Origin of the sequence: Cryobacterium mannosilyticum, assembly GCF_004402705.1 — a bacterium.
GTDB classification, from domain to species: domain Bacteria; phylum Actinomycetota; class Actinomycetes; order Actinomycetales; family Microbacteriaceae; genus Cryobacterium; species Cryobacterium mannosilyticum.
The window spans coordinates 1-20,066 of record NZ_SOFM01000006.1 but is presented as its reverse complement, the minus strand read 5'-3'; the positions used below and the strand labels follow the sequence as shown (position 1 = coordinate 20,066).

Here is a 20,066-nt window from a genome sequence, read left to right as displayed (position 1 = left end):
GGCTGAGGTTAGACCTCGCCGACATCGATCACGTCGAGCACGATCACGGTGACATTGTCGCGTCCGCCGTTCTCGAGTGCGGCGTCGACAAGCGACTTCGCCGCGTCGGCTGCCCGCGGGTTCGAGATCAGGAAATGACGGATGCCGTAGGCCGTGAGTTCCTTGGTGAGGCCGTCTGAGCAGATCAGCAGTCGCATCCCCGGCTGGATCGGAAGCACCCGGTAGTCGGGGACCGGCGGCTCGTGGAATCCGACGGCCCGGGTGATGATATTGCCGTGGGGGTGCACATCCGCTTCATCGCGGGTGATGCGCCCGGCGTCGACGAGTTCCTGCACCACGGAGTGGTCGGTGGTGACCTGTTCGAGAACGCCGGAGGTCAACTGGTACACGCGTGAATCACCGATGTTGAAGACGATCCACTGGGGCACCCCGGAGACGACAGCGATGGCGACCCCGGTCACCGTCGTCCCGGTTCCGAGGTCCGTGACGCCTTCGCCCGTTGCCATGTCGGAGACGGCGAGACTGAGCGCCCCGTTGATCGCGTCGGGTTCGAGGTGATCGCGCCCGGCGAATTCGGCCAGCCGGGTGACCACCGCGGCACTGGCGACGTCGCCGGCCGAGTGCCCGCCCATGCCGTCGGCGACGGCGAAGATCGGCGGCTCGGAAAGAAGGCTGTCCTCGTTGACCTCGCGGCGGTGCCCGGTGTCGGTCAGCGCCGCCCAGGCCAGTGTGACGGTCTTATGCAGCGACGGAAGCTCGATCCTGATGCCGGTTGAGCTCTGACCAATCTGGGTCACGATTGTGCCTTCCAAAATTGGCGCGTGGACACGGAGCCGGCTAGTCGCCGTTCGTGGGGAGGATCTCGATGATATTACCGTCCCCGATGTCCAGTCTCGTACCGGGGAGCACGGCGAGGGACTGCCCGGAGACCAGCCGTTGCGGGCGTCGCCGGGGAAGCGTGACGACGGTGCCGTTCGTGGAGCCGAGATCTGTCACCACCACCGAGTCGCCGACCTGGCGGATGTCGAGGTGGGTTCCCGACACGGCCGAGGTCGGCGAAGCCACCTCGAACAGCCGCGGCGGCGGCACTTCGGCCACCCGGGCCGGACGCGGGTGCCGACCCAGCCGGCAGGCCGTATCGAGCCGCAGCTCCGTTCCGTCGGGCAGGCGCAGTCCATAGAGCACGCGGTCGGAAGCGGCCGGCCGGGCCTCCTGTCCCGCCTGTCGCCCCTGTCCCGCCTGACCCGCCGGGGCGACGACGTCGGCCGGAACGGACCCATGCCGCCGTCCCCGGGAACCCGGCGGCGGCAGGATCACCGTGTCCTCCTGCACCCTCGGCACGCGGAGCACCGTGTCCGCGTCGACGGCCGGCGGGCGCGGGGCGCGGATGATCGTCGCCTCCATGCTCTCGGGCTGATCCACGAGCGTCCAGAACAGCCGGCTCGCCGAGACCGTGCCGCCGAGGAAGAGTCGTCCGGAGTCGAGCAGCCCGGCCGGCACGACTGCGCGCCCCGGGCCGCCGATCACGAGGCCGGTCACGGCCCGGAAATCGGCGAGCAGCCACGGACGGATGTCTCCGGCCACGAATCGCCGTGACCCACCCACCGAGAACACGTCGACCGCGATCTCGCCGCGCACTATCACCGACACCGGCACGCCGTCCTCGTCGGTGGGATCCCGCTGCACGATCACCGCGAAGCTGGCGACCGCCTGGTCGCCGCGTAGCGGCAGCAGCGCGACCAGCGCCTCCGCCTCCACCGTCTGCTCGCCGGACAGGGCGTCCAGCGCGGCCACGACCGCGGTCGGCGTCGCCGCCGGGAGGGCGGCCAGGAATGCGCGCCCGACGACGAAGGACCACTCGGCCTCTTCCCCCGGCGCCACCAGGTACCCAACGCGTGCCATAGAACCGGCCTTCCGCTCAGTGTCCGACCCGACCCATTGTCCGGCACGACACATTGTCCGGCACGACTCATTGTCCGCACATCCCGCCGGCGACGAAAGGGCGACCAGTAATCCAGTCATAGCTCTGGATTCCGCAGTTTTGCACCCTTTTGGCTACGGAATCCCTTGCCGAATGGCAATCTCACTGACATAATCGCTGGATGAGCGCAAATGGACGTGGTGCGGCAGCGAAGCCCGCCCAGCTGGACGAGGTATCCAAGAAGATCATCGAACAGCTGCAGGTCGACGGGCGGCGTTCCTATGCCGAGATCGGCAAGGCCGTGGGCCTCAGCGAAGCAGCGGTGCGGCAGCGGGTGCAGAAGCTCACCGAGTCCGGCGTCATGCAAGTGGTCGCCGTGACCGATCCGATGCAGCTCGGCTTCTACCGCCAGGCCATGATCGGCATCCGCGCCAGCGGCGACACCCGGATCCTGGCCGACAAGCTCGCCGCCATCCCGGCCGTCGACTATGTCGTGCTCACCGCTGGATCGTTCGACATCCTCGCTGAGGTCGTCTGCGAAGACGACGACGAGCTCATCGCTCTGCTCAACTCGCAGATCCGCAGCCTCGAGGGAGTCAACTCCACCGAGACCTTCGTCTATCTCAAACTCCACAAACAGCTCTACAACTGGGGAACACGGTAAAAAATGACAATCACTGCGCCTGAAACCACCGAAACAATCTCCGCCGAAGCATCGCCTCCCGTCTTCACCGACGCCGAGAACGCGGCGATGCAGCAGAAGGCGAAGGACCACCTCTGGATGCATTTCTCCCGCCAGTCCGTGCTGGAGTCCGGCGCCGGGGTACCGATCATCACCAAGGGCCTCGGTCATCACATCTGGGACTCGCACGGCAAGAAATACATCGACGGGCTCAGCGGCCTGTTCACCGTGAACGTCGGCCACGGGCGCAAACGCCTGGCCGAGGTGGCGGCCAGGCAGGCCGAGGAACTGGCCTTCTTCCCGATCTGGTCCTATGCGCACCCGAACGCGATCGAATTGGCCGACCGGCTGGCGTCCTACGCTCCCGGCGACCTGAACCGCGTCTTCTACTCCACCGGCGGCGGCGAAGCGGTCGAGACCGCCTTCAAGCTGGCCAAGTACTACTGGAAACTGCAGGGCCGGCCGACCAAGCACAAGGTGATCTCCCGCAACGTCGCCTACCACGGCACACCGCAGGGCGCCCTGGCGATCACCGGGATCCCGGCCATGAAGGAGATGTTCGAACCGGTCACGCCCGGCGGTTTCCGGGTTCCCAACACCAACTTCTACCGCGCGGACGAGATGGGCTCCGGCCTCGGCGACGACGTGGAGAAGTTCGGCCTGTGGGCCGCGAACCGGATCGAGGAGATGATCCAGTTCGAGGGCCCGGAGACGGTTGCCGCCGTGTTCCTGGAGCCCGTCCAGAACTCTGGCGGATGCTTCCCGCCGCCCCCCGGCTACTTCAAGCGGGTCCGCGAAATCTGCGACCAGTACGACGTGCTGCTCGTCGCGGACGAGGTCATCACCGCCTTCGGCCGGATCGGCAACATGTTCGCCTCCACCACCTTCGGGATCGAGCCGGACATGATCACCTGCGCGAAGGGCATGACGAGCGGCTACTCGCCGATCGGCGCGACCATCGTCAGCGACCGCATCTACGAACCGTTCAAGCACGGCGACACCACGTTCTACCACGGCTACACTTTCGGCGGCCACCCGGTGTCGTCGGCTGTGGCGCTGGCCAACCTCGACATTTTCGAGGAGGAGAAGCTCAACGAGAACGTGCGCGAGAATTCGCCTGTCTTCCGCGCCGAGCTCGAGAAGCTGCTCGACCTGCCGATCGTGGGCGATGTGCGCGGCGAGGGCTACTTCTTCGGCATCGAACTGGTCAAGGACAAGGCAACCAAGGAGACTTTCACCGACGCCGAGTCGGAGCGCCTGCTGCGCGGCTACCTGTCCAAGGCCTTGTTCGAGGCGGGCCTCTACTGCCGGGCCGACGACCGGGGCGACCCGGTGGTTCAGCTCGCTCCCCCGCTGACCATCGGACCGGCCGAGTTCCGCGAGATCGGCGAAATCCTGCACGGGGTGCTGTCGGAGGCGCCGAAGTACCTCTAGCCCGGGCCGGCAGACGGACCCTCACTTCAGGCCCCGGCCGGACTCGTCGTCTCCGGTGGCCGTTCTTCATCGAACGGCACCGCGAACGCCCAGTCCGGCAGGTGCCCTGAGGAGACGAGCGTGTCCAGCAGGTCCGCCATGCCGTAGCGAGGGTCGACGGCCAGCGCCCGGTCGACGAAGATGCCCGCCACCGAACCGCGGCCCATCGCCCAGGACAACCAGGCGAGCATGCAATACGGGGCAGGCCTGGCCCGGCGCGGGGCCAGGGCGACCACGGTCAACAGCAACCGCACCGCCCGTTCGATGCGGTCGGGGTCCGGCCGCACGGTCGTGAGACCGAGGATCAGGTCGCTCGTCCGTTTCGCGTCGGGTTCGTCGTCACCGTTCCGTTCCCGCTCGGCCCGCACGATGTCGTCCATGCTCTGCCCCGTGGCGCCCTGGATGGCCGCGTACCGCAGGTTCAGCGCGTGGGTGAGCGCGCCGACCGCCTCACCGAACGCGAACTGCAGCATCATCTGGTCACGGCAGGCAGGGCCCTGCAGCAGGAAGAGCAGCGCCGCCACGTCCGCGGGATCGAGGGCGCCCGGATCCCAGTCCAGGGCCGCCTCCGCTCTGGCGACCGGATCGAGGATGTCACCGACCATCGCGAGCAGCTCGGGAACGGTCTCCTCCTTTCCGCCGAGCCTCTGGTAGCGGGCCAGCCGGCGGCCGACCCGCTCCCGCGCGGCGAGGTCGACACGGGGCAGGTCGGCCCGGCTGCGCAGGCTGGCCAGGTCACGGCGGGCCTCGGCAGGGATGGCCCGCTGCACCTCCGATCCGGCGATGTCCGCCAGCGGATGCCCGCCGGCCGGGCAGGACGGGTCACGGTAGGACCCCCAGCCGTCCGGTGCGACGCAGAGCGCGTCCCGAACGAGGAAGCCGGACAGTTCCGCCCGCGCACACACGGTTTCGGCGAACCGCTCCGCCGGCAGCCCGGCCACCGACGCGAACGTCTCCTCCGTGTAGACCACCGGCACGACAGCGTCCACCCCGGGGATCCGGCACAGCGTGCCGACGAGGGTAGACGCGATTCTCCGCAACACTGTGCGGGATGCGCCGGCTGCCGGCAGGTTGAAGCGCATGGCCCCGCAGGTGCGGTTGCCTCGGAACGCCACGAGCACCATGCTCCGTTCCGGCTGGAATCCGACGAGTTGCGGCACGAGCGCGAGGAAGTCATGCGCTTCCCTGGTCTTGACGATTGTCCTGTTCATGCGGCAACCCTTGCCTTTCGGCCGAAGCTGCGACCGCCTCCGACGCAATCGGTGGACAACCGCACCTTCAGGCTGCCTGTGGATGACTCCCACGAATGATGCGATGGCGCGGCGGCACCGTACTCTTGAGCAAGAAATGCCGAGGGTGAACGCCGGGCACCGACGAAAGCGCAGGGTCCACGAATGCCAGGTTCAACGATTGTTGACATCCTCCTGGTCCTGCTGCTGGTGAGCTACCTCGCCTCGGGCTTCCGCAGCGGCCTGATCGGCAGCCTGAGCAGCATCGCCGGGCTCATCGCCGGTGGCGTCGCCGCCTACTTCCTCGTTCCCGTGGTCGGCACCTGGGTTCCCGCCGCCGAATGGCGCACGGCCGCCACCCTCGCAACGGCCGGGGTGCTCCTGGTCGGCGGCCTCTCACTCGGCAGCTCGATCGGCCGGTCCCTTCGCCCGCACAGCGCCCGCACCAAGCTGCGCCTGGCAGACCGGATGCTCGGCGCCGGAGCCGCGGTCGTCGCCTCCGCCCTCGTCGTGTCGATGCTCGCGTTCAGCATCGGCGGGCTGGGCGTGCCGTTGCTCTCTCCGGCCATCGCCTCCTCCGGCGTGATCCGGTCGATCGACACCCTGACCCCCGACCCGCTGAAGTCGTTCCTCGCCCAGCTGCGCTCCGTCGTCGTCAGCGAAGGGCTCCCCCGGGTGGTCGAGGCCTTCAACGGGCCGATGCCGACCATCCCGCCTGTCTCCGCCGACACCGACGCACTGCTCGCGGCCCGGCAATCCGTGATGAAGATCACCGGCACCGCCTACGCCTGCGGGCAGAACCAGTCGGGCAGCGGTTTCGTCATCGCCGAGGACCGCGTGCTCACCAACGCCCACGTCGTCGCCGGGGTGACCGAACCCGTCGTCGTCACGCCGGGCGGCAACGCCAGGCCAGGCCAGGTCGTCTACTTCGACCCGGTCGTCGACCTGGCCGTCATCGCCGTGAGCGGCCTCTCCGCCCCTGCGCTCGAACTCGGTCCCAACCTCGCCCCGGGCAGCCGGGCCGTCAGCGACGGCTACCCCTACGGCGGCCCGTTCGATTCCGGGCCGGCCCAGGTCGTCGCCGTGGCCCCGGCGCTCGTCGCCGACATCTACGGCCAGGAACCGGCGCAGCGGCAGCTCTACACGCTCGCTGCGGACGTGCAGCACGGCGAATCCGGGGGGCCGCTCCTGAGCGAGGCCGGCCAGGTGGCCGGAGTCATTTTCGCCAAGTCAACCGTCACGAACAACCTCGGCTACGCTCTCGCGATGGAGGAAGTCGACCCGGTGGCCGCCCAGGCGGCGGCGCTTTCGGCTCCGGTCTCCTCCGGGGACTGCATCAAGGGCTAGCCTCCGTTCCGGCGGCGAAAGGCCGCCGGGCCCTGGTGGGAGACCGCCAGCCGCAGTCGCTCGGCGTGGGTGTCCGGCAGCGCCGGGAGCGCGTCGAGGGGCCACCACGCCGCCGCCGTGTTCTCACCGTCGGCGGGGTGCGGCTCTCCGCTCACCCACCGACAGCGGAAGACGAGGTCGAGGTATTGCGCCTGGTCCCCGTTCGCGTAGCTGAGCGGCTCGCGGGTGAAGACGCCGACGAGGGCTTCCACCTCGGCGACGATACCGGCCTCCTCGAGGATTTCGCGGGCCGCAGCATCCGCGGGCTCTTCACCGGGATCGATGACGCCGGCCACGGACGACCAGTGGCCCGTGTCGACGCGGCGCACGAGGAGCACCTCGGCATCCCGCACGACGACAGCGGTGACGCCGCTCAGCCATAACGGGGCATGCCCGATGCTCTCGCGGAGTCCGAGGATGAAGTCGGGAGTGGCCATGAAAAGAGCCTAGCGGCGGGGTCGCGGTCGTCCCGGTGGCAAAATGGACAGGTCCCGGTTCACGGGACCAGACGAAAGGCCAGCAATGACCATCATCGCCGCCGCTGACGGCTCCGCGCTCGGCAATCCCGGTCCGGCCGGATGGGCGTGGTACGTCAACGACTTCTGCTGGGCTGCCGGCGGGTGGGAGCACGCCACGAACAACCAGGGCGAGCTCAAGGCCGTGCTGGAGCTGTTCCGGGCGACCGCGCACCTCGAGGACGACCTTCTCGTGCTCTGCGACAGCCAGTACGTGATCAACTCCGTGACGAAATGGATGCGCGGCTGGAAGGCCAAGGGCTGGCGCAAGGCCGACGGCAAGCCCGTGCTCAACCTCGAACTGCTGCAGGAGATCGACGCCGCGCTGGTCGGCCGCAGATACCGGTTCGAATGGGTCAAGGGGCACGCGAATCATCCGCTGAACGAGGCCGCGGACAGCCGCGCCCGCGCCGTCTCCGAGGCGTTCCAGCGCAAGGTCCCGTTCAAGCCCGGCCCGGGGTGGGTGCGAACCGGCGACCTCGTGCCGGCCCCCGACGCCTCAACCGCCGTCGTTCGCAGCACGCCGGCGCGGCGCGGTGCGGCGGAGCGGCCTGCCACCGCGCCACCGGCCTCGAAGCCCGCCGGCCGCTCGGCGCATCCCGAACTCTTCTCGTTCGATTCCGCCGGGCCGGAGGCGGCCGCCGCACCCGGCCGCACGATCTCGCTGACGCTTTCCGTCGACGAGCACGCGCGCCTCGCCGAGCGGGCCGGCCGCCTCGGGGTCAGCTCCGAGGAGCTGCTGCGCGGCCTGATCTAGGATCAGACCCTGACGGGCACCTTCTCCGCGGCGAGCCTCGCGGCGGCCTTCTTCGCCGCGTTCTTCGGCGGCAGCAGGGTGTTCGCCTCGTCGAGCGACATCCCGTTGGTCTCCGGGATCTTGGTCAGGACGAAGACGAAGGACAGTGCCGCGAACACCGCGTACATCCCGTAGGTCAACGGCAACGACAGCGCCGCCAGCGGTGGGAACGTGACGGCGACCAGGAAGTTGGCGACCCACTGCGCGGCGGCCGCGATTCCGAGGGCCTTCACTCGGATCGTGTTCGGGAAGATCTCCCCGAGCAGCACCCAGACCACCGGACCCCACGACGCACCGAAGAAGATCACGAACACGTTCGCCGCGACCAGGGCGATCGGACCCCAGGCGCCGGGCAGGCTGAGTTCACCGTTCACGGTCACCGCCTGGCTGAACGCGATCGCCATGGTGGCCAGCGACAGGGTCATCCCGATCGAACCGGTCATCAGGATCGGCCGCCGGCCGATCCGGTCGACGAGTGCGATGGCGACGAAGGTGACCAGGATGTTGGTGAGACCGGTGAACACGGAGATGGTCAGGGAACTGGACTCCTCGAAGCCCACCGCCTTCCACAACGTGGTCGAGTAGAAGAAGATCACGTTGATGCCGACGAACTGCTGGAAGACGGACAGGATGATCCCGACCCAGACGATCGGCCGGAGTCCCAGGGCCTTGCCCCGGAGCGAACCGGAGCGGGCAGCGCGCTTGTCGACCGCGATCGACGTCTTGATGTCGCGGATCTCACGGTCCACGTCGCCGTTCGGCCAGAGCTTCGCGAAGACGGCGCGGGCCTCGTCCTCGCGTTCCTTGAGCACGAGGAAGCGCGGCGATTCCGGCAGGAGCCTGGCGATGACGAAGTACACGGCGGCGGGCAGGGCGCAGGCGAGGAACATCCAGCGCCAGGCGTCGAGCCCGAACAGGGACGGTTCGCCGGCGCCGCCGGCGGTATTGGCGAAGACCGCGTCGGAGAGCAGCGCCGAGAAAATGCCGATGGTGATGGCGAGTTGCTGGAGCGATCCCAGCCGCCCACGCATCTGCCGGGGCGAGATCTCGGCGATGTACGCCGGAGCGACAACGGAGGCGAGTCCGATCCCGAGGCCACCGACAATGCGCCAGAGCACAAGGTCGAAGACGCCGAAGGCGAAGGCCGATCCAACCGAGCTAATAAAGAACATAATCGAGCCGAGCAGCATGACGGGGATGCGACCGAACCGGTCGCCCACGCTCCCGCCGAGATACGCACCGCCCGCGGCCCCGAGCAGCGCGCTCGCCACGGCCAGACCCGTCAGGGTGGCGTTGAGCGAGTACTCATCCTGAATGGCATTGACGGCGCCATTGATGACCGACGCATCGAACCCGAAGAGGAATCCTCCGAAGGCCCCGGCTACCGCGAGTGCGATGACCTTTCCGTTTGTCGACGGTTGTAGTTTTTGCTTCATTTTCGGCGACCTCAGTTCTGTGGGACAACCTTCCGAGGCTACGCCCGGCGGTCTCTGCCGGAAAAATCGGCCAAATTTTACCGGATGCCCTGGTGCAGGCGGAACGCCCACTTCGGGTGACAGGCGCGTGTGCTATCTATGACGCATGACGCGATTCCTCGGAGTTGATCTGGCCTGGGCCGAAGGCACGGCCACCAAACCGGCCAACGAAACCGGCCTGGCCTGCATCGACGAAGAGGGCCAGGTCCTCGGCGCCGGCTGGGCCAGGGGCACCGAGGCCGTGCTCGAGTGGATCGACTCGATGTGGGAGCCGGGCGCGGTGCTCGCGATCGACGCCCCGCTGGTGGTGAACAATCCTTCCGGGATGCGACTGTGCGAACGTGAGACCGGCAGCCGCTACGGCGGCTGGTTCGTCTCCGCGAACGCCTCCAACCTCGCCCGCCCGTGGCAGGGCGGCGTATCGATCCGTCGTCGGCTCGAGGCATCCGGCTGGACCTACACCGACGGCCTGTCGCCGGTGGACCCGGCCACCGCCAGTTTCTTCGAGTGCTACCCGTACACGACCCTGGTCGGCGCCGAGGAGTTCGGGTACGACGACAAACGGCCGCGCTACAAGCGGATGGGGTCGGCCCTCCCTCCCGACCAGCGTCGCGCCGCCCGGGCGTTCGTGTGCGACGACCTCATCCAGCGGCTATGGCGGCTGCATGCTGCGACGCCACCCCTGGACCTGTCCACCCACCCGGTGTCGGATGCCCTGGTCACCAGCCACTCGCCGCTGCTCGACCGGGCCTACAAACACCGGGAGGACCTGATCGACGCCCTGGTCAGCGCGTGGACCGCGTCGCTCTGGTGGCACCACGGCATCGAGCGTAGCCAGGTGCTCGGTGCGGACGACCAGCTCTCCCCCGATGGGCACCGGGCCACGATCATCGCGCCGGCCCGGCCGGAGCAGCGCCGGCCGCGCTGAAGCACGGTGGGCCCGGGCGCCTGAGCGCCGCCGGGCGGGTCAGCGCACCGGGAGCCAGCGACCTCTGATCCGTTCGGTCACCCGCCAGGACTGCGGATCGGCCACCCTGCCGGTGGCGACGAGCACGGCGTGCCCGATCCGGAGCGCGTCTGACGGGTCGTCTGCGCTGAACCGCACGGTCGCCCGGGCCGCACCGGCCACGACGGCCAGGTCGGAGGCCTCCACGGTGGTCAGCGCGGCGGCCGCGGCGGCTGCGGCGGGGAGCACGGACTGCGGGGCGACACCCGGTTTCACCGCGCCGATGGTCATTTCGATGCGGAACGAGGGCATACAGCCAGCGTAGGCTCAACCGGCCGGTGCCGGGTCGGCCTGCCCCTCGTCCGGGAACCGCACTTCGACCCTGGCGCGGTCGGCCAGCTCATCGCCGGCCGAGTCCCGGATCGCGATGATCACGACGCTCGGCGACCGGCCGAGCCGGTCCAGAACCTGGCCGATCTCGATCGCGGAGTATGGGTCGTCGATGTCGAGCACCTCCGGGCGCACGCCGAACAGGTCCTCGGCCTCGTCGATCAGCAGGACAGCCCCCCGGTGCTCGGCCTGCTCGAACAGCGCGGTGAGATTGTGCTCGGTTTCGTCCATGTCGCGGCTGACGATCGAGGCGAGCGGCACGGTCACGAGGGCCTTGCCCAGTTCCTGCGCCACGGATGCCGCCGCGGCCGCCTTCGCCGCCGCATCCGTGCCGCTGAACACGGCGATCGCCCCCGCCCCGGCGAGTTGCACAACGTCGTGCACCGTGCCGACCACGGCGACCCGTTCGGCCGCGTCGAGGGTGAACGACGCCATCACCCCGAAGGACAACCGCAGCGGCGCCCCTGACGCCAGCCAGAGAGCGGTGAGCGACTCGGCGGTCAGGGGCGACGAGGTGAGCCAGACCTGGAGGCTGTCCGCCGACCCGACCGGCACGGTGAGCACCGGGTGCCGCTCGATCGCGGCCCTGGCGGCGCCGAAGGCCCGGTGGCTGGCGGCATCCGTGTCTCCGTCGTCCGCGGGAAAAGCGCTGACCAGGTAGTGCAGCTCGGCGATGACCCGGCTCGGGCCGTGCTGGGTGCTGGCCTCACGGTAGCTGATCAGGCCGTCGCTGTAGAGGAACAGGTTCACGGACGCCCCGGTCAGGCCGGTCCGGGCCTCGCCGGGCGCCCGAATGGTGGCCTGCAACCCGACCAGCGGAGAGGCCAGCAGTTCCTGAAGCGCGATGGTGGTCGATGCGATCGCCTGGCCGTAGTTTGTCAGTGACGACATGACGACTCCGTCTTCTGGCCGCGGTGAGCCCGCACCCAGTTGTCACCGTACTCCGGCGACGGTTCGAGGTCGACCCTTTCTAGATCACACTGTCCAGGAATGCCCGGGTGCGTGGACTCTGCGGGTTGTCGAGCACCTCGGCCGGCGGCCCGGACTCGACGACGACCCCGCCGTCCATGAAGACCACAACGTCGGCAGCGCCCCTGGCGAAGCCGATTTCGTGGGTCACGACGACCATGGTCATTCCGTCCGCGGCGAGGGTGCGCATCACATCCAGCACGTCGCCGACGAGTTCGGGATCCAGGGCGCTGGTCGGCTCGTCGAAGAGGAGCAGCTGGGGATCCATGGCCAGCGCGCGGGCGATCGCGACGCGCTGCTGCTGCCCACCGGAAAGCTGGGCCGGATACGACTGGGCCAGGCTGGCCAGGCCCACGCGGTCGAGAAGTTCGAGGCCGCGGTCCTTCGCGTTCTGTTTGGAGATCCGGCGCACCCCGATCGGTGCGGCTGTGATGTTCTCGAGCGCGGTCATGTGCGGGAAGAGGTTGAAGCGCTGGAAGACCATGCCGATCCCTCGACGCTGCCTGGCAACCTCGCGAGGGTTCATCTCGAAGATGCGGTCTTTGCGCTGGGCGTAGCCGACGAGTTCACCGCCGACCGAGATCCGGCCGCCGTCGATGCGCTCGAGGTGGTTGATGCAGCGCAGGAACGTGGACTTCCCCGAACCCGACGGCCCGAGGAGGCACATGACCTGCCCCGGGTTCACGGCGAGCGAGATTCCCTTCAGCACCTCCACTCCGCCGTAGCTTTTGCGCACTTTGAGGGCACTGAGCAGCGGTGCGACCGCAACCCCGTGGGCATCCGGCTCGGAGGCGAGACTCGCGGTTGTCGCTCGCGAGGTCGCCACGGACGTGCCTGGGTCTGCTCCGGTCATGAGGCGTCCTGACTGTCGGTGCGGTGAGTGTTGATCGGGGTGCGCCGGAGAGCGGCGCGGAGTCGTTGGAACGGGGTCGGCGGGAGGCTCCTGGCCTTGCCTCGGCCGTAGTAGCGCTCGAGGTAGTACTGCGGGATCGACAGCACAGAGGTGAGGAAGAGATACCAGCAGCTCACGACGAGGAGCAGCTCGACCTGGCGCAGATTCTGGGAGGAGATCTGGGTGGCGACCGTGTAGAGCTCGAGCACGGCGATGACCGACAGCAGGGAGGTGTTCTTGAGCATCGAGATCGTCTCGTTGCCCATCGGCGGGATGATCACCCGCATCGCCTGGGGCAGGACCACCTTGAACAGGGTGAAGACCGGGCTCATCCCGACTGAGTAGGCGGCCTCGTACTGGCCCTCGTCGACGGAGAGCATGCCGGAGCGCACGATCTCCGCCGAGTAGGCGGCCTGGTTGAGGGTGAGGGCGAGGAGCCCGGCGGTGAGGGCCGGGATCAGCGTGTTCGTGTCGACGGAGAAGATCGTGAAATCGGTGAACGGGATGCCCATCGAGATCTGGGAGTAGAGCAGCCCGAGATAGCCCCAGAACACGATCTGGATCAGCAGGGGGGTGCCACGGAACGCCCAGACGTAGAGCCAGGCCAGGGTGTTCATCACCGGGTTGTTCGAGAGCCGCATCACGGCGAGCAGCACCCCCAGCACGGAGGACACCAGCATGGCGACGACCGTGAGCATGATGGTGAGCACGACGCCACTGAGGATCCGGGGGTTGAAGATGAATTCGGTGATCGTGGGGTGGTCGATGTTCTCGTTCTGCCAGAGCGAGATGCCGAGGCTCACGAATCCGATCAGCAGGAAGACGGCGAGGATCCAGCGCCACGGATGCCCGAGCGGCACGGCGACGATGTCATCCGGGTCGATCTCGACCGCCGGGCCGGCGGGGGCACGGCCCGGCCCGGTCAGGGTTGCCTGCGTCATCCGGTCACGACCCGAGGTTGAGGCCGGCAGCGTCGACGGCGTAGTCGCCCATGTCGTACTTCTTCAGGATCTCCGCATAGGAGCCGTCGGCCACGACAGCCTGCAGCGCGAGCAGCAGGGCCTGGCTCAGCCCGGAATCCTTCTTGAGCACGCCGATGCCGGTGTAGACCGGGTTGTAGCCGGCCGGGTTGGCCGGGTCGCGCACGACTTCGAACAGCTTCCCGCCGCCCGCGGTCTGGGCAGCGTAGGAGGCGACTGCGGAATCGACGACATCGGCGATGGCCTTTCCTGAGCGAACCGCCGTTTGCACGTCCGTCTCCAGTGGGAGTTCGGCGATCTTCATCGGGCCGGAGCCGGCCGCCGTGCACTCGGCGTCGTAGCCGCGCAGGATCTCGGCCTGCACGGTCGCCTTCTGCACGGCGACGTCCTTGCCGCAGAGGTCGAGCACCGTGGCGATCTTGCCGGGGTTCCCTGCGGGCACGAGGATGGAGAACCCGGCGTGGAAGTAGTCGACGAAGTCGATCGTCTTCTGGCGCTCGGGGGTGTCGTTCATCCCGGACATGATCACGTCGTGCTTGCCGGACTGGAGCGAGGGGATGATGCTGTCGAAGGCCTGGGTCTGCAGTTCCATGGTCACGCCGAGTCTGGCGCCGATGGCCTGGGCGAGGTCGTAGTCGAACCCGGTGAGCACCTGGTTGTCGTCGAACATCTCCATCGGCGGGAACGGGATGTCGGAGGCGACCTTGATGGTGCCTGCGTCCTTGTACTTCGCCGGCAGCGCCGCCGCCGCGGCAGCGTCGACGTCGGCAGTGGACGGCGCCTGCGGCGCCGGCGAGGTACCCGAGGCGGAGCACGCCGCCAGCACCAGCGCCGCGGTGACCCCGATCGAGGCTGCCAGCAGAACGGACCGGCCGGTTCGTTTGTCAATCTTCATTCGTGCTCTCCTGACTGGGGTGGCGCGGGGTAGGGCGAAACTGATGCAGCGGAAAAGAGGTGAGGCGGGGCAACTGCGAGGCGGACGGGCCGACCTGCTAGAACCTGATGTCGGTCCTGGCCGTCGTGACGTCGGCGAGCACGTCGGGCAGAACGTCGACGCCGATGCCGGGCCCGGTGGGCACCCGCAGGTGACCGTCCTCGAGCACGAACGGGGCGGTGAGATCCTGGGCGTAGTAGCGGTTGGAGGCGGAGGTGTCCCCCGGCAGCACGAAGTTCGGCAGGCCGGCCAGGGCGACGTTCGCGGCCCGCCCGATGCCGGTTTCGAGCATGCCGCCGCACCAGACCGGGACTCCGTGGGCCGCCGCGACGTCGTGGATGCGCCTGGCCTCGAGGTAGCCGCCGACCCGGGCCGGCTTCACGTTGATGATGCTGCACGCGCCGAGCGTGATCGCCGCCGCCGCGTCCCGGGCGGACTCGATCGATTCGTCGAGGCAGATCGGGGTCTTGATCAGCCTGGCGAGGGCGGCGTGGCCGAGGATGTCGTCTTCCTTGAGCGGCTGTTCCATCAGGAGCAGGTCGAACGGGTCGAGACGGGCGAGGTGGCGGGCATCCGCGAGGCTGTAGGCGGTGTTGGCGTCGACCTGCAACAGGATCTCGTCACCGAAGCGCTCCCGCACGGCGCGAACGGGCAGCAGGTCCCAGCCCGGTTCGATCTTCAGCTTGATCCGCAGGTACCCCTCGGCGAGGTAACCGGCGACCGCGTCGAGCAGTTCGTCCAGCGAATCCATGATGCCCACCGAGACGCCGGCCGGCACCATGTCGTGCACGGCGCCGAGGTACCGGCCGAAGGAGACCCCGGTCTCCTTGAGCTGGGCGTCGAGAATGGCCGTCTCGAGCACGGCCTTGGACATCGGGTGTCCCTTGACCGGGGCGAGGGCGGTGGCCACATGTTCGGCGGTGAGCGCGTCTCCCAGCGCCTGCAGCCGCGGCACGAGGTGGTCACGGATGACCAGGTCGGCTCCGTCGAGGAATTCGGGGCTGTAGAGGGGGTCAGGTTCGGCGGCGCATTCCGCCCACCCCTCCGCGTCGGCGGTGCTGACCCGCACGAGAGTGGTCTCGCGTTCCGTCGAGGTGCCGAAAGAGGTGCGGAACGGGCTCACCAGCGGGAGGGTGACGCGACGCAGTTCGATGTTTTCGATTCTCATTGCTGTCCTTTGATTGCGAGCCGGTACCAGCCGGATCGGGTGACCCCGTGGGCGGCGAGCCCGGAGGCGAATGCCGTGGTGAAGAGTGTGCGGGTCGCGGTCCGCCAGGCGGCGGCCTCGCCGGGGTCCCTGACCCGGAGCGCGACGATATCGGTCGGCACGCGGCACCAGGTCGACCCGGCTGCCTGGACCGTGCTGGGGTGGCCGTCCGGGCCGGTGGCGCGCACCTGGTCCGGGGTGAAGGCCGGCAAATCCGTGGCGAGGGGGGCGCCCTCGCTGCAGGCGACCGCCTCCGGGCTCGCCAGGGGCCAGATCGCCGCGAGCCGGTCGCTCTCGTCGTTCGCGTTGATCTCGTCCGCCATCGGGCCGTAGAAGTCCTCGAGGTACTCCTCCGCGTGCGCGCCCAGTTTCGTGAGGTTGAACCGGGCGTTCCTGCTCACCAGTGGGTCGAAGGTCCAGGTCATCGTGTCGATCCCCCGGGCCAGAGCCCAGGCCCGTTGGTGCTGTTTGAGCGCGAACCCGACGCCGGCGTCGCCCAGGCCCGGAAGGACTCCCGCGATGAGCGAGTACATCCCGGCGTTGCCCGGTGACACGATCGCCACGGCGGCACCGCAGAGGACCCCCTCGCCGGTGTAGGCCACCGTGACGTTGCAGCCGGCGTGGCTGATGCTCCGGAGCAGGTCGGTCGGGATCGGGGCGCCGTGCTGCGTGGTGCCCCACACCGTGACCAGCAGTGCTTCGACCTCGCGGAGGCGCTCCAGCTCCGACTCGTCGCCCACCCGCACGCCGGCGAGCACTGCGGCACGGGCCGCCGCGTCCTGCGCCTGGCGGACGACGGGGCTGACTTCGAGGCTGACTTCGAGGCTGTGCAACATTGTTCCAGTGTGGCCACCCGGAACCGCCGTGTCGTCGTCGCACAGCATGAAGATAGTGGTCTTTCATTGTCGCGGGGCACAATCGGCGACTACGGTGATCGATATGCGACCATCACGGACACCTCACTCCACAACTGCGGCCTTGGCCGTGGCCGATGCACGGGATTCCCCGGCGGGCGGCATCGGTGTGTCCGAGCTGCTGGCGGTGCTCGACGGGTCGGGACTGCGGCTGGCCTCACGGCCGAGCTCGCTCCGGTTGCCGCTGACCAGCCCGACCCTGTTCGATCCGTTGAGCGTCTCGCCCGGGCCTCATGCCGGCATCCTGCTCGGTATCGGAGTGCACCCGACCGACGCCGACTCACCCCGGATCGTGCGCGACGCCGCCCGCCGGGGATTCGGCGCGGTCATTGTGAAGTCGCTCGGCCTGTCCGTCGACACCCTCGCCGCGGTGGCGGACGCCGAGGGTGTGGCCCTTCTGGTGGTGGACGACGAACTCGACTGGCGCCAGGTGGACACCCTGGTCAACTCCGCTCTGGCCAGTGCGAGCGAGGCCGACAACTCCCTCTCGGCGACACCGGTGGGCGACCTGTTCGCCCTGGCGAACGCGATTGCCGCGATGATCGGCGGCGCCACGGCGATCGAAGACCTCCAGACGCATATCCTGGCCTACTCGACCGTGCCGGGGCAGATCATCGACGCCGATCGGCGCGAGGGAATCCTCGGCCGACGGGTACCGGACCTGCCGGAGAACGCGGCCCAGTACGCGGCGGTGTTCCGCGCACCGGGCGCCGTGCGGGTGCCGGGGCTCACACCGGGCCTCGACCGCCTCGCCGTGGCCGTTCGCGCCGGCGCGCAACCGCTCGGGTCGATCTGGGTCGTCGACGCGGCCGGGGACCTGGACGCGGATGCCGAGCGCGCGCTGGAACGCGCCGCCGACATGGCCGCCCTGCACCTCCTCCGAGCCCGGAGCACGGCCGACCTGGCCCGACAGCAGCGCGCCGAACTGCTGCGGCGCCTGCTCGAGGGCGGCGACGACTCGCGTCTCCTGGCCTCCCAGCTGGGCCTCGACCCGGCCGGGCCGTTCGTGGTGCTCGCCTTCCAGCCCGAGCTCGCGCCGACCGGCGACGAGATCCGTCTGCTGCGGCTGATCGACCTGATCGCCATCCAGTGCGAGGCACACCAGCCTGGCTCGGAGTGCGTCGTCATCGGCACCACGATCTACGCGCTGTTCGGCGGGCAGGCCGGGTCAGCACCGGCCGAGGTCGAGGCGGTGGCGGAGCGTGTGGTGGCGCGGTCCGGGTCCGCGTTCGGGATCACGGTGCGCGCCGCGGTCGGATCGTCGATGCTCACCCTCGGCGGCATCTCCCGGTCGCGCCAGGACGCCGACCTGGTGCTCCTGCTGGTCGGCGGCAGACCAGGAGGCGGCCGGGTGGCGAGCGCGCGGGATGCCCGCAGCCAGCTGACCCTGCTGGAGCTTGCCCAGGTCTTCCGGGACACGCCCCGGTTGGTCTCCCCCGTGGCCAGGCGCATCCGTGAACTGGATGCCGGCACCGGCACCGAATACGCGCGCACGGTGCGCACCTACCTTGATTGTTCCCGGGATTCCGCTGTGACGGCCGACCTGCTCTCGGTGCACCAGAACACGCTCCGTTACCGGCTGCGCCGCGCCCGCGAGTTGTTCGGCGTCGACCTCGGCAACCCCGACGACACACTCACCCTGTGGCTCAGCCTCCGCGTGGCCGAATTCGACTGAGCACCGAGACCGCGCGGCGCCAGGGTCACCACTGCGTGCGCGTGCGCTCCTGTTCGACGACCGCGTCCCGGTCGACGAGACGGCGCAGGCCGGCGAGCGGCTGTTGCATTCGGTGATTACCCCGGATGCGCGGCTCCACCCGGTCGAGGAAGGCCCAGTATCCGGCGGTGAACGGGCAGGCATCCTCGCCGAGCCGCTTCTTCGGGTTGAAGGTGCAGGAACCGCAGTAGTCGCTCATCTTCGAGATGTAGGCACCACCGGAGGCGTACGGCTTCGTGGCGACGATGCCTCCGTCGGCGTGCTGGGACATCCCCACCACGTTGGCGGGCATCACCCAGGGCGTGCCGTCGACGAACGCGTTGGTGAACCATTCGGTCAGTTCGGCAGGCCGATAGCCGCGCTGCAGCGCCCAATTGCCGAGGATCATCAGGCGCTGGATGTGATGTGCATAGCCGGTGCGGCCGACCTCGTCGAGCACGTGGCTCAGGCACCGTGCCCGCACGGTGCGGCCGTCGAGTTCGAGGAACTCCCTGGGCAGGGGCGTCTGCGCGTCGAGGTGATTGCTGCGCCGCACGTAGTCCTCGCCGAGATGCCAGTACAGGTGCCAGACCCAGTCCCGCCAGCCCATGATCTGCCGAACCACGGCCTCCACGCTCTGCAGCGGGGCTTCCCCGGCGTGATAGGCGGCGACCACCGCATCGATCACCTCCCGCGGATGCAGAAGCCCCAGATTGAGCGGAACGCTCAGGCGCGAATGGGCCATCGCGTCATCACCCAACAGCGACGCATCCTCAAACGGTCCAAAATCACCCAGCCGGGTCTCGACGAAGTCGGCGAGCGCCGTCAGGGCCTCGGCTCGGGTGGCCGCGAACCGGCGGGGGCCGTCCTGCCCGATCAGACGGATGCGTCCCTCGGCCTCCAGCCGGTCGAGGTCGGCGCGAACCTGTTCGTCGATGTCGTCCTCGACCGGACGGTACGGATCTGGCAGGCCGAGGCCCGACGCCCCCTTGGGCGGCGGTCGGCGGTTGTCGTGATCGAAGTTGAAGCGGCCGCCCTCAGGGTCGGGACCACGCATGAGCAGCCCGGTGCTGGTGCGCACATGCCGGTAGAACTGGTCCATGACCAACCGGGACGGGGGTCGGCCCTGGGCCCAGGCCGCGAACTCGTCCTCGCTCGTGACGAAGCCGCGGCTGGGCAGCACCCGCGCGCCGAGTTCGCGCACCAGTGCCCGAGCACCCCACGAAGTGGGATCAACGGCTTCAAGATCGCGTCCCGCCAGCACGTCTCGATAGTGCTCGGCGTGCAGGAGCTCGACCCGGTCGCCCAGCTCCCTGACCCGGTGACGCAGGGCGCTGAGGATCAGGTGGGCCTTGGCCCGGTGGTACGGATGCCGGCCGAGCACGCCGACCGCTTCCACCATGAGCAGCGGACCGCCGTCGTCGAAGTGCGGGCCGAGCTGGTCGGCAAACAGGAAACGCGACACCGCCATGGTCCCGATCCTAGAGCGGCCAGGCCCTCAACGGCCATCGCGGCGAGGTAACCGGGCCGCGGGCGCGCCCCTTTTCGCAGCCCGCCCCTGCCGTCGAGCCTGTTGCTTTATGGGGCTGCCCACCGGCAGGGCGTGTCGTTCCTGGGCGTGTTTGAGGGGTCTGAGAAAATGGTTCATGGCCCTTCATTACCGT

At 68.9% G+C, this 20,066-nt stretch carries 19 protein-coding genes; 6 read left to right on the top strand and 13 right to left on the bottom strand.

What is annotated here, in order from left to right; genetic code table 11:
- Nucleotides 1–8: 8 nt before the first annotated feature.
- A complete protein-coding gene (locus tag E3O32_RS01265) occupies nucleotides 9–797 on the bottom strand; it encodes a PP2C family protein-serine/threonine phosphatase (protein ID WP_134506225.1) in 789 nt (262 codons plus the stop codon).
- A gap of 40 nt (nucleotides 798–837) precedes the next feature.
- A complete protein-coding gene (locus E3O32_RS17430; RefSeq protein ID WP_241974442.1) occupies nucleotides 838–1,902 on the bottom strand; it encodes an FHA domain-containing protein in 1,065 nt (354 codons plus the stop codon).
- A gap of 200 nt (nucleotides 1,903–2,102) precedes the next feature.
- Between E3O32_RS17430 and E3O32_RS01255 the strand changes: the two genes are divergently transcribed.
- Both E3O32_RS01255 and E3O32_RS01250 read left to right on the top strand, forming a co-directional pair.
- Entirely contained in the window at nucleotides 2,103–2,585 is a 483-nt protein-coding gene (locus E3O32_RS01255) for an Lrp/AsnC family transcriptional regulator (RefSeq protein WP_134506221.1), read from the top strand.
- Nucleotides 2,586–2,588: 3 nt separating this feature from the next.
- The gene (locus tag E3O32_RS01250; protein WP_134506219.1) at nucleotides 2,589–4,037 is read left to right on the top strand and encodes an aspartate aminotransferase family protein; all 1,449 of its coding nucleotides are present in this window, start codon (nucleotides 2,589–2,591) and stop codon (nucleotides 4,035–4,037) included.
- Between the two features lie 26 nt (nucleotides 4,038–4,063).
- Here the strand turns inward: E3O32_RS01250 and E3O32_RS01245 are convergent, their stop codons facing one another.
- Nucleotides 4,064–5,287, bottom strand: a complete 1,224-nt coding sequence (locus tag E3O32_RS01245) for a DUF4192 domain-containing protein (RefSeq protein ID WP_134506217.1) — start codon at nucleotides 5,285–5,287, stop codon at nucleotides 4,064–4,066.
- A 183-nt stretch (nucleotides 5,288–5,470) separates the two neighbouring features.
- Here E3O32_RS01245 and E3O32_RS01240 point away from each other — a divergent pair, with 183 nt between their 5' ends.
- The gene (locus tag E3O32_RS01240) at nucleotides 5,471–6,652 is read left to right on the top strand and encodes a MarP family serine protease (RefSeq protein WP_134506215.1); all 1,182 of its coding nucleotides are present in this window, start codon (nucleotides 5,471–5,473) and stop codon (nucleotides 6,650–6,652) included.
- Here the strand turns inward: E3O32_RS01240 and E3O32_RS01235 are convergent.
- The gene (locus tag E3O32_RS01235; protein ID WP_134506213.1) at nucleotides 6,649–7,128 is read right to left on the bottom strand and encodes an NUDIX hydrolase; all 480 of its coding nucleotides are present in this window, start codon (nucleotides 7,126–7,128) and stop codon (nucleotides 6,649–6,651) included. The genes E3O32_RS01240 and E3O32_RS01235 overlap by 4 nt on opposite strands.
- 85 nt (nucleotides 7,129–7,213) lie before the next feature.
- Between E3O32_RS01235 and E3O32_RS01230 the strand changes: the two genes are divergently transcribed.
- The gene (locus E3O32_RS01230; RefSeq protein WP_134506211.1) at nucleotides 7,214–7,963 is read left to right on the top strand and encodes an RNase H family protein; all 750 of its coding nucleotides are present in this window, start codon (nucleotides 7,214–7,216) and stop codon (nucleotides 7,961–7,963) included.
- 2 nt (nucleotides 7,964–7,965) lie between these two features.
- Here the strand turns inward: E3O32_RS01230 and E3O32_RS01225 are convergent, their stop codons facing one another.
- Nucleotides 7,966–9,438 (bottom strand): sugar porter family MFS transporter, encoded by a 1,473-nt coding sequence (locus E3O32_RS01225; protein WP_134506209.1) that lies wholly within the window; start codon nucleotides 9,436–9,438, stop codon nucleotides 7,966–7,968.
- A 145-nt stretch (nucleotides 9,439–9,583) separates the two neighbouring features.
- Between E3O32_RS01225 and E3O32_RS01220 the strand changes: the two genes are divergently transcribed.
- Nucleotides 9,584–10,405, top strand: a complete 822-nt coding sequence (locus tag E3O32_RS01220; protein WP_134506207.1) for a DUF429 domain-containing protein — start codon at nucleotides 9,584–9,586, stop codon at nucleotides 10,403–10,405.
- A 39-nt stretch (nucleotides 10,406–10,444) separates the two neighbouring features.
- Here the strand turns inward: E3O32_RS01220 and E3O32_RS01215 are convergent, their stop codons facing one another.
- The 7 genes from E3O32_RS01215 to E3O32_RS01185 all read right to left on the bottom strand — a co-directional run bounded on the left by E3O32_RS01215 (nucleotide 10,445) and on the right by E3O32_RS01185 (nucleotide 16,631).
- Nucleotides 10,445–10,735 carry a hypothetical protein gene (locus E3O32_RS01215; protein WP_134506205.1) on the bottom strand — a complete coding sequence of 97 codons (291 nt, stop codon included), beginning with the start codon at nucleotides 10,733–10,735 and terminating at the stop codon, nucleotides 10,445–10,447.
- Nucleotides 10,736–10,750: 15 nt separating this feature from the next.
- Nucleotides 10,751–11,704, bottom strand: coding sequence for a Pvc16 family protein (locus E3O32_RS01210; protein ID WP_134506203.1), 954 nt, complete (start codon nucleotides 11,702–11,704; stop codon nucleotides 10,751–10,753).
- 79 nt (nucleotides 11,705–11,783) lie between these two features.
- Nucleotides 11,784–12,635, bottom strand: coding sequence for an amino acid ABC transporter ATP-binding protein (locus tag E3O32_RS01205; RefSeq protein WP_134506201.1), 852 nt, complete (start codon nucleotides 12,633–12,635; stop codon nucleotides 11,784–11,786).
- Nucleotides 12,632–13,615 carry an amino acid ABC transporter permease gene (locus tag E3O32_RS01200; protein ID WP_134506199.1) on the bottom strand — a complete coding sequence of 328 codons (984 nt, stop codon included), beginning with the start codon at nucleotides 13,613–13,615 and terminating at the stop codon, nucleotides 12,632–12,634. Before E3O32_RS01200 ends, E3O32_RS01205 begins: the two co-directional genes overlap by 4 nt.
- Nucleotides 13,616–13,619: 4 nt before the next feature.
- Nucleotides 13,620–14,549 (bottom strand): ABC transporter substrate-binding protein, encoded by a 930-nt coding sequence (locus E3O32_RS01195; protein ID WP_134506198.1) that lies wholly within the window; start codon nucleotides 14,547–14,549, stop codon nucleotides 13,620–13,622.
- Nucleotides 14,550–14,646: 97 nt separating this feature from the next.
- Entirely contained in the window at nucleotides 14,647–15,756 is a 1,110-nt protein-coding gene (gene menC, locus E3O32_RS01190) for an o-succinylbenzoate synthase (protein ID WP_134506196.1), read from the bottom strand.
- The gene (locus E3O32_RS01185) at nucleotides 15,753–16,631 is read right to left on the bottom strand and encodes a hypothetical protein (RefSeq protein WP_134506194.1); all 879 of its coding nucleotides are present in this window, start codon (nucleotides 16,629–16,631) and stop codon (nucleotides 15,753–15,755) included. Before E3O32_RS01185 ends, menC begins: the two co-directional genes overlap by 4 nt.
- Nucleotides 16,632–16,779: 148 nt before the next feature.
- Here E3O32_RS01185 and E3O32_RS01180 point away from each other — a divergent pair, with 148 nt between their 5' ends.
- Nucleotides 16,780–18,384, top strand: a complete 1,605-nt coding sequence (locus E3O32_RS01180; RefSeq protein WP_134506192.1) for a PucR family transcriptional regulator — start codon at nucleotides 16,780–16,782, stop codon at nucleotides 18,382–18,384.
- Nucleotides 18,385–18,409: 25 nt separating this feature from the next.
- On the opposite strand, the gene E3O32_RS01175 is transcribed toward E3O32_RS01180, so the two are convergent.
- A complete protein-coding gene (locus E3O32_RS01175; protein ID WP_134506190.1) occupies nucleotides 18,410–19,873 on the bottom strand; it encodes a cryptochrome/photolyase family protein in 1,464 nt (487 codons plus the stop codon).
- Nucleotides 19,874–20,066: the final 193 nt, after the last annotated feature.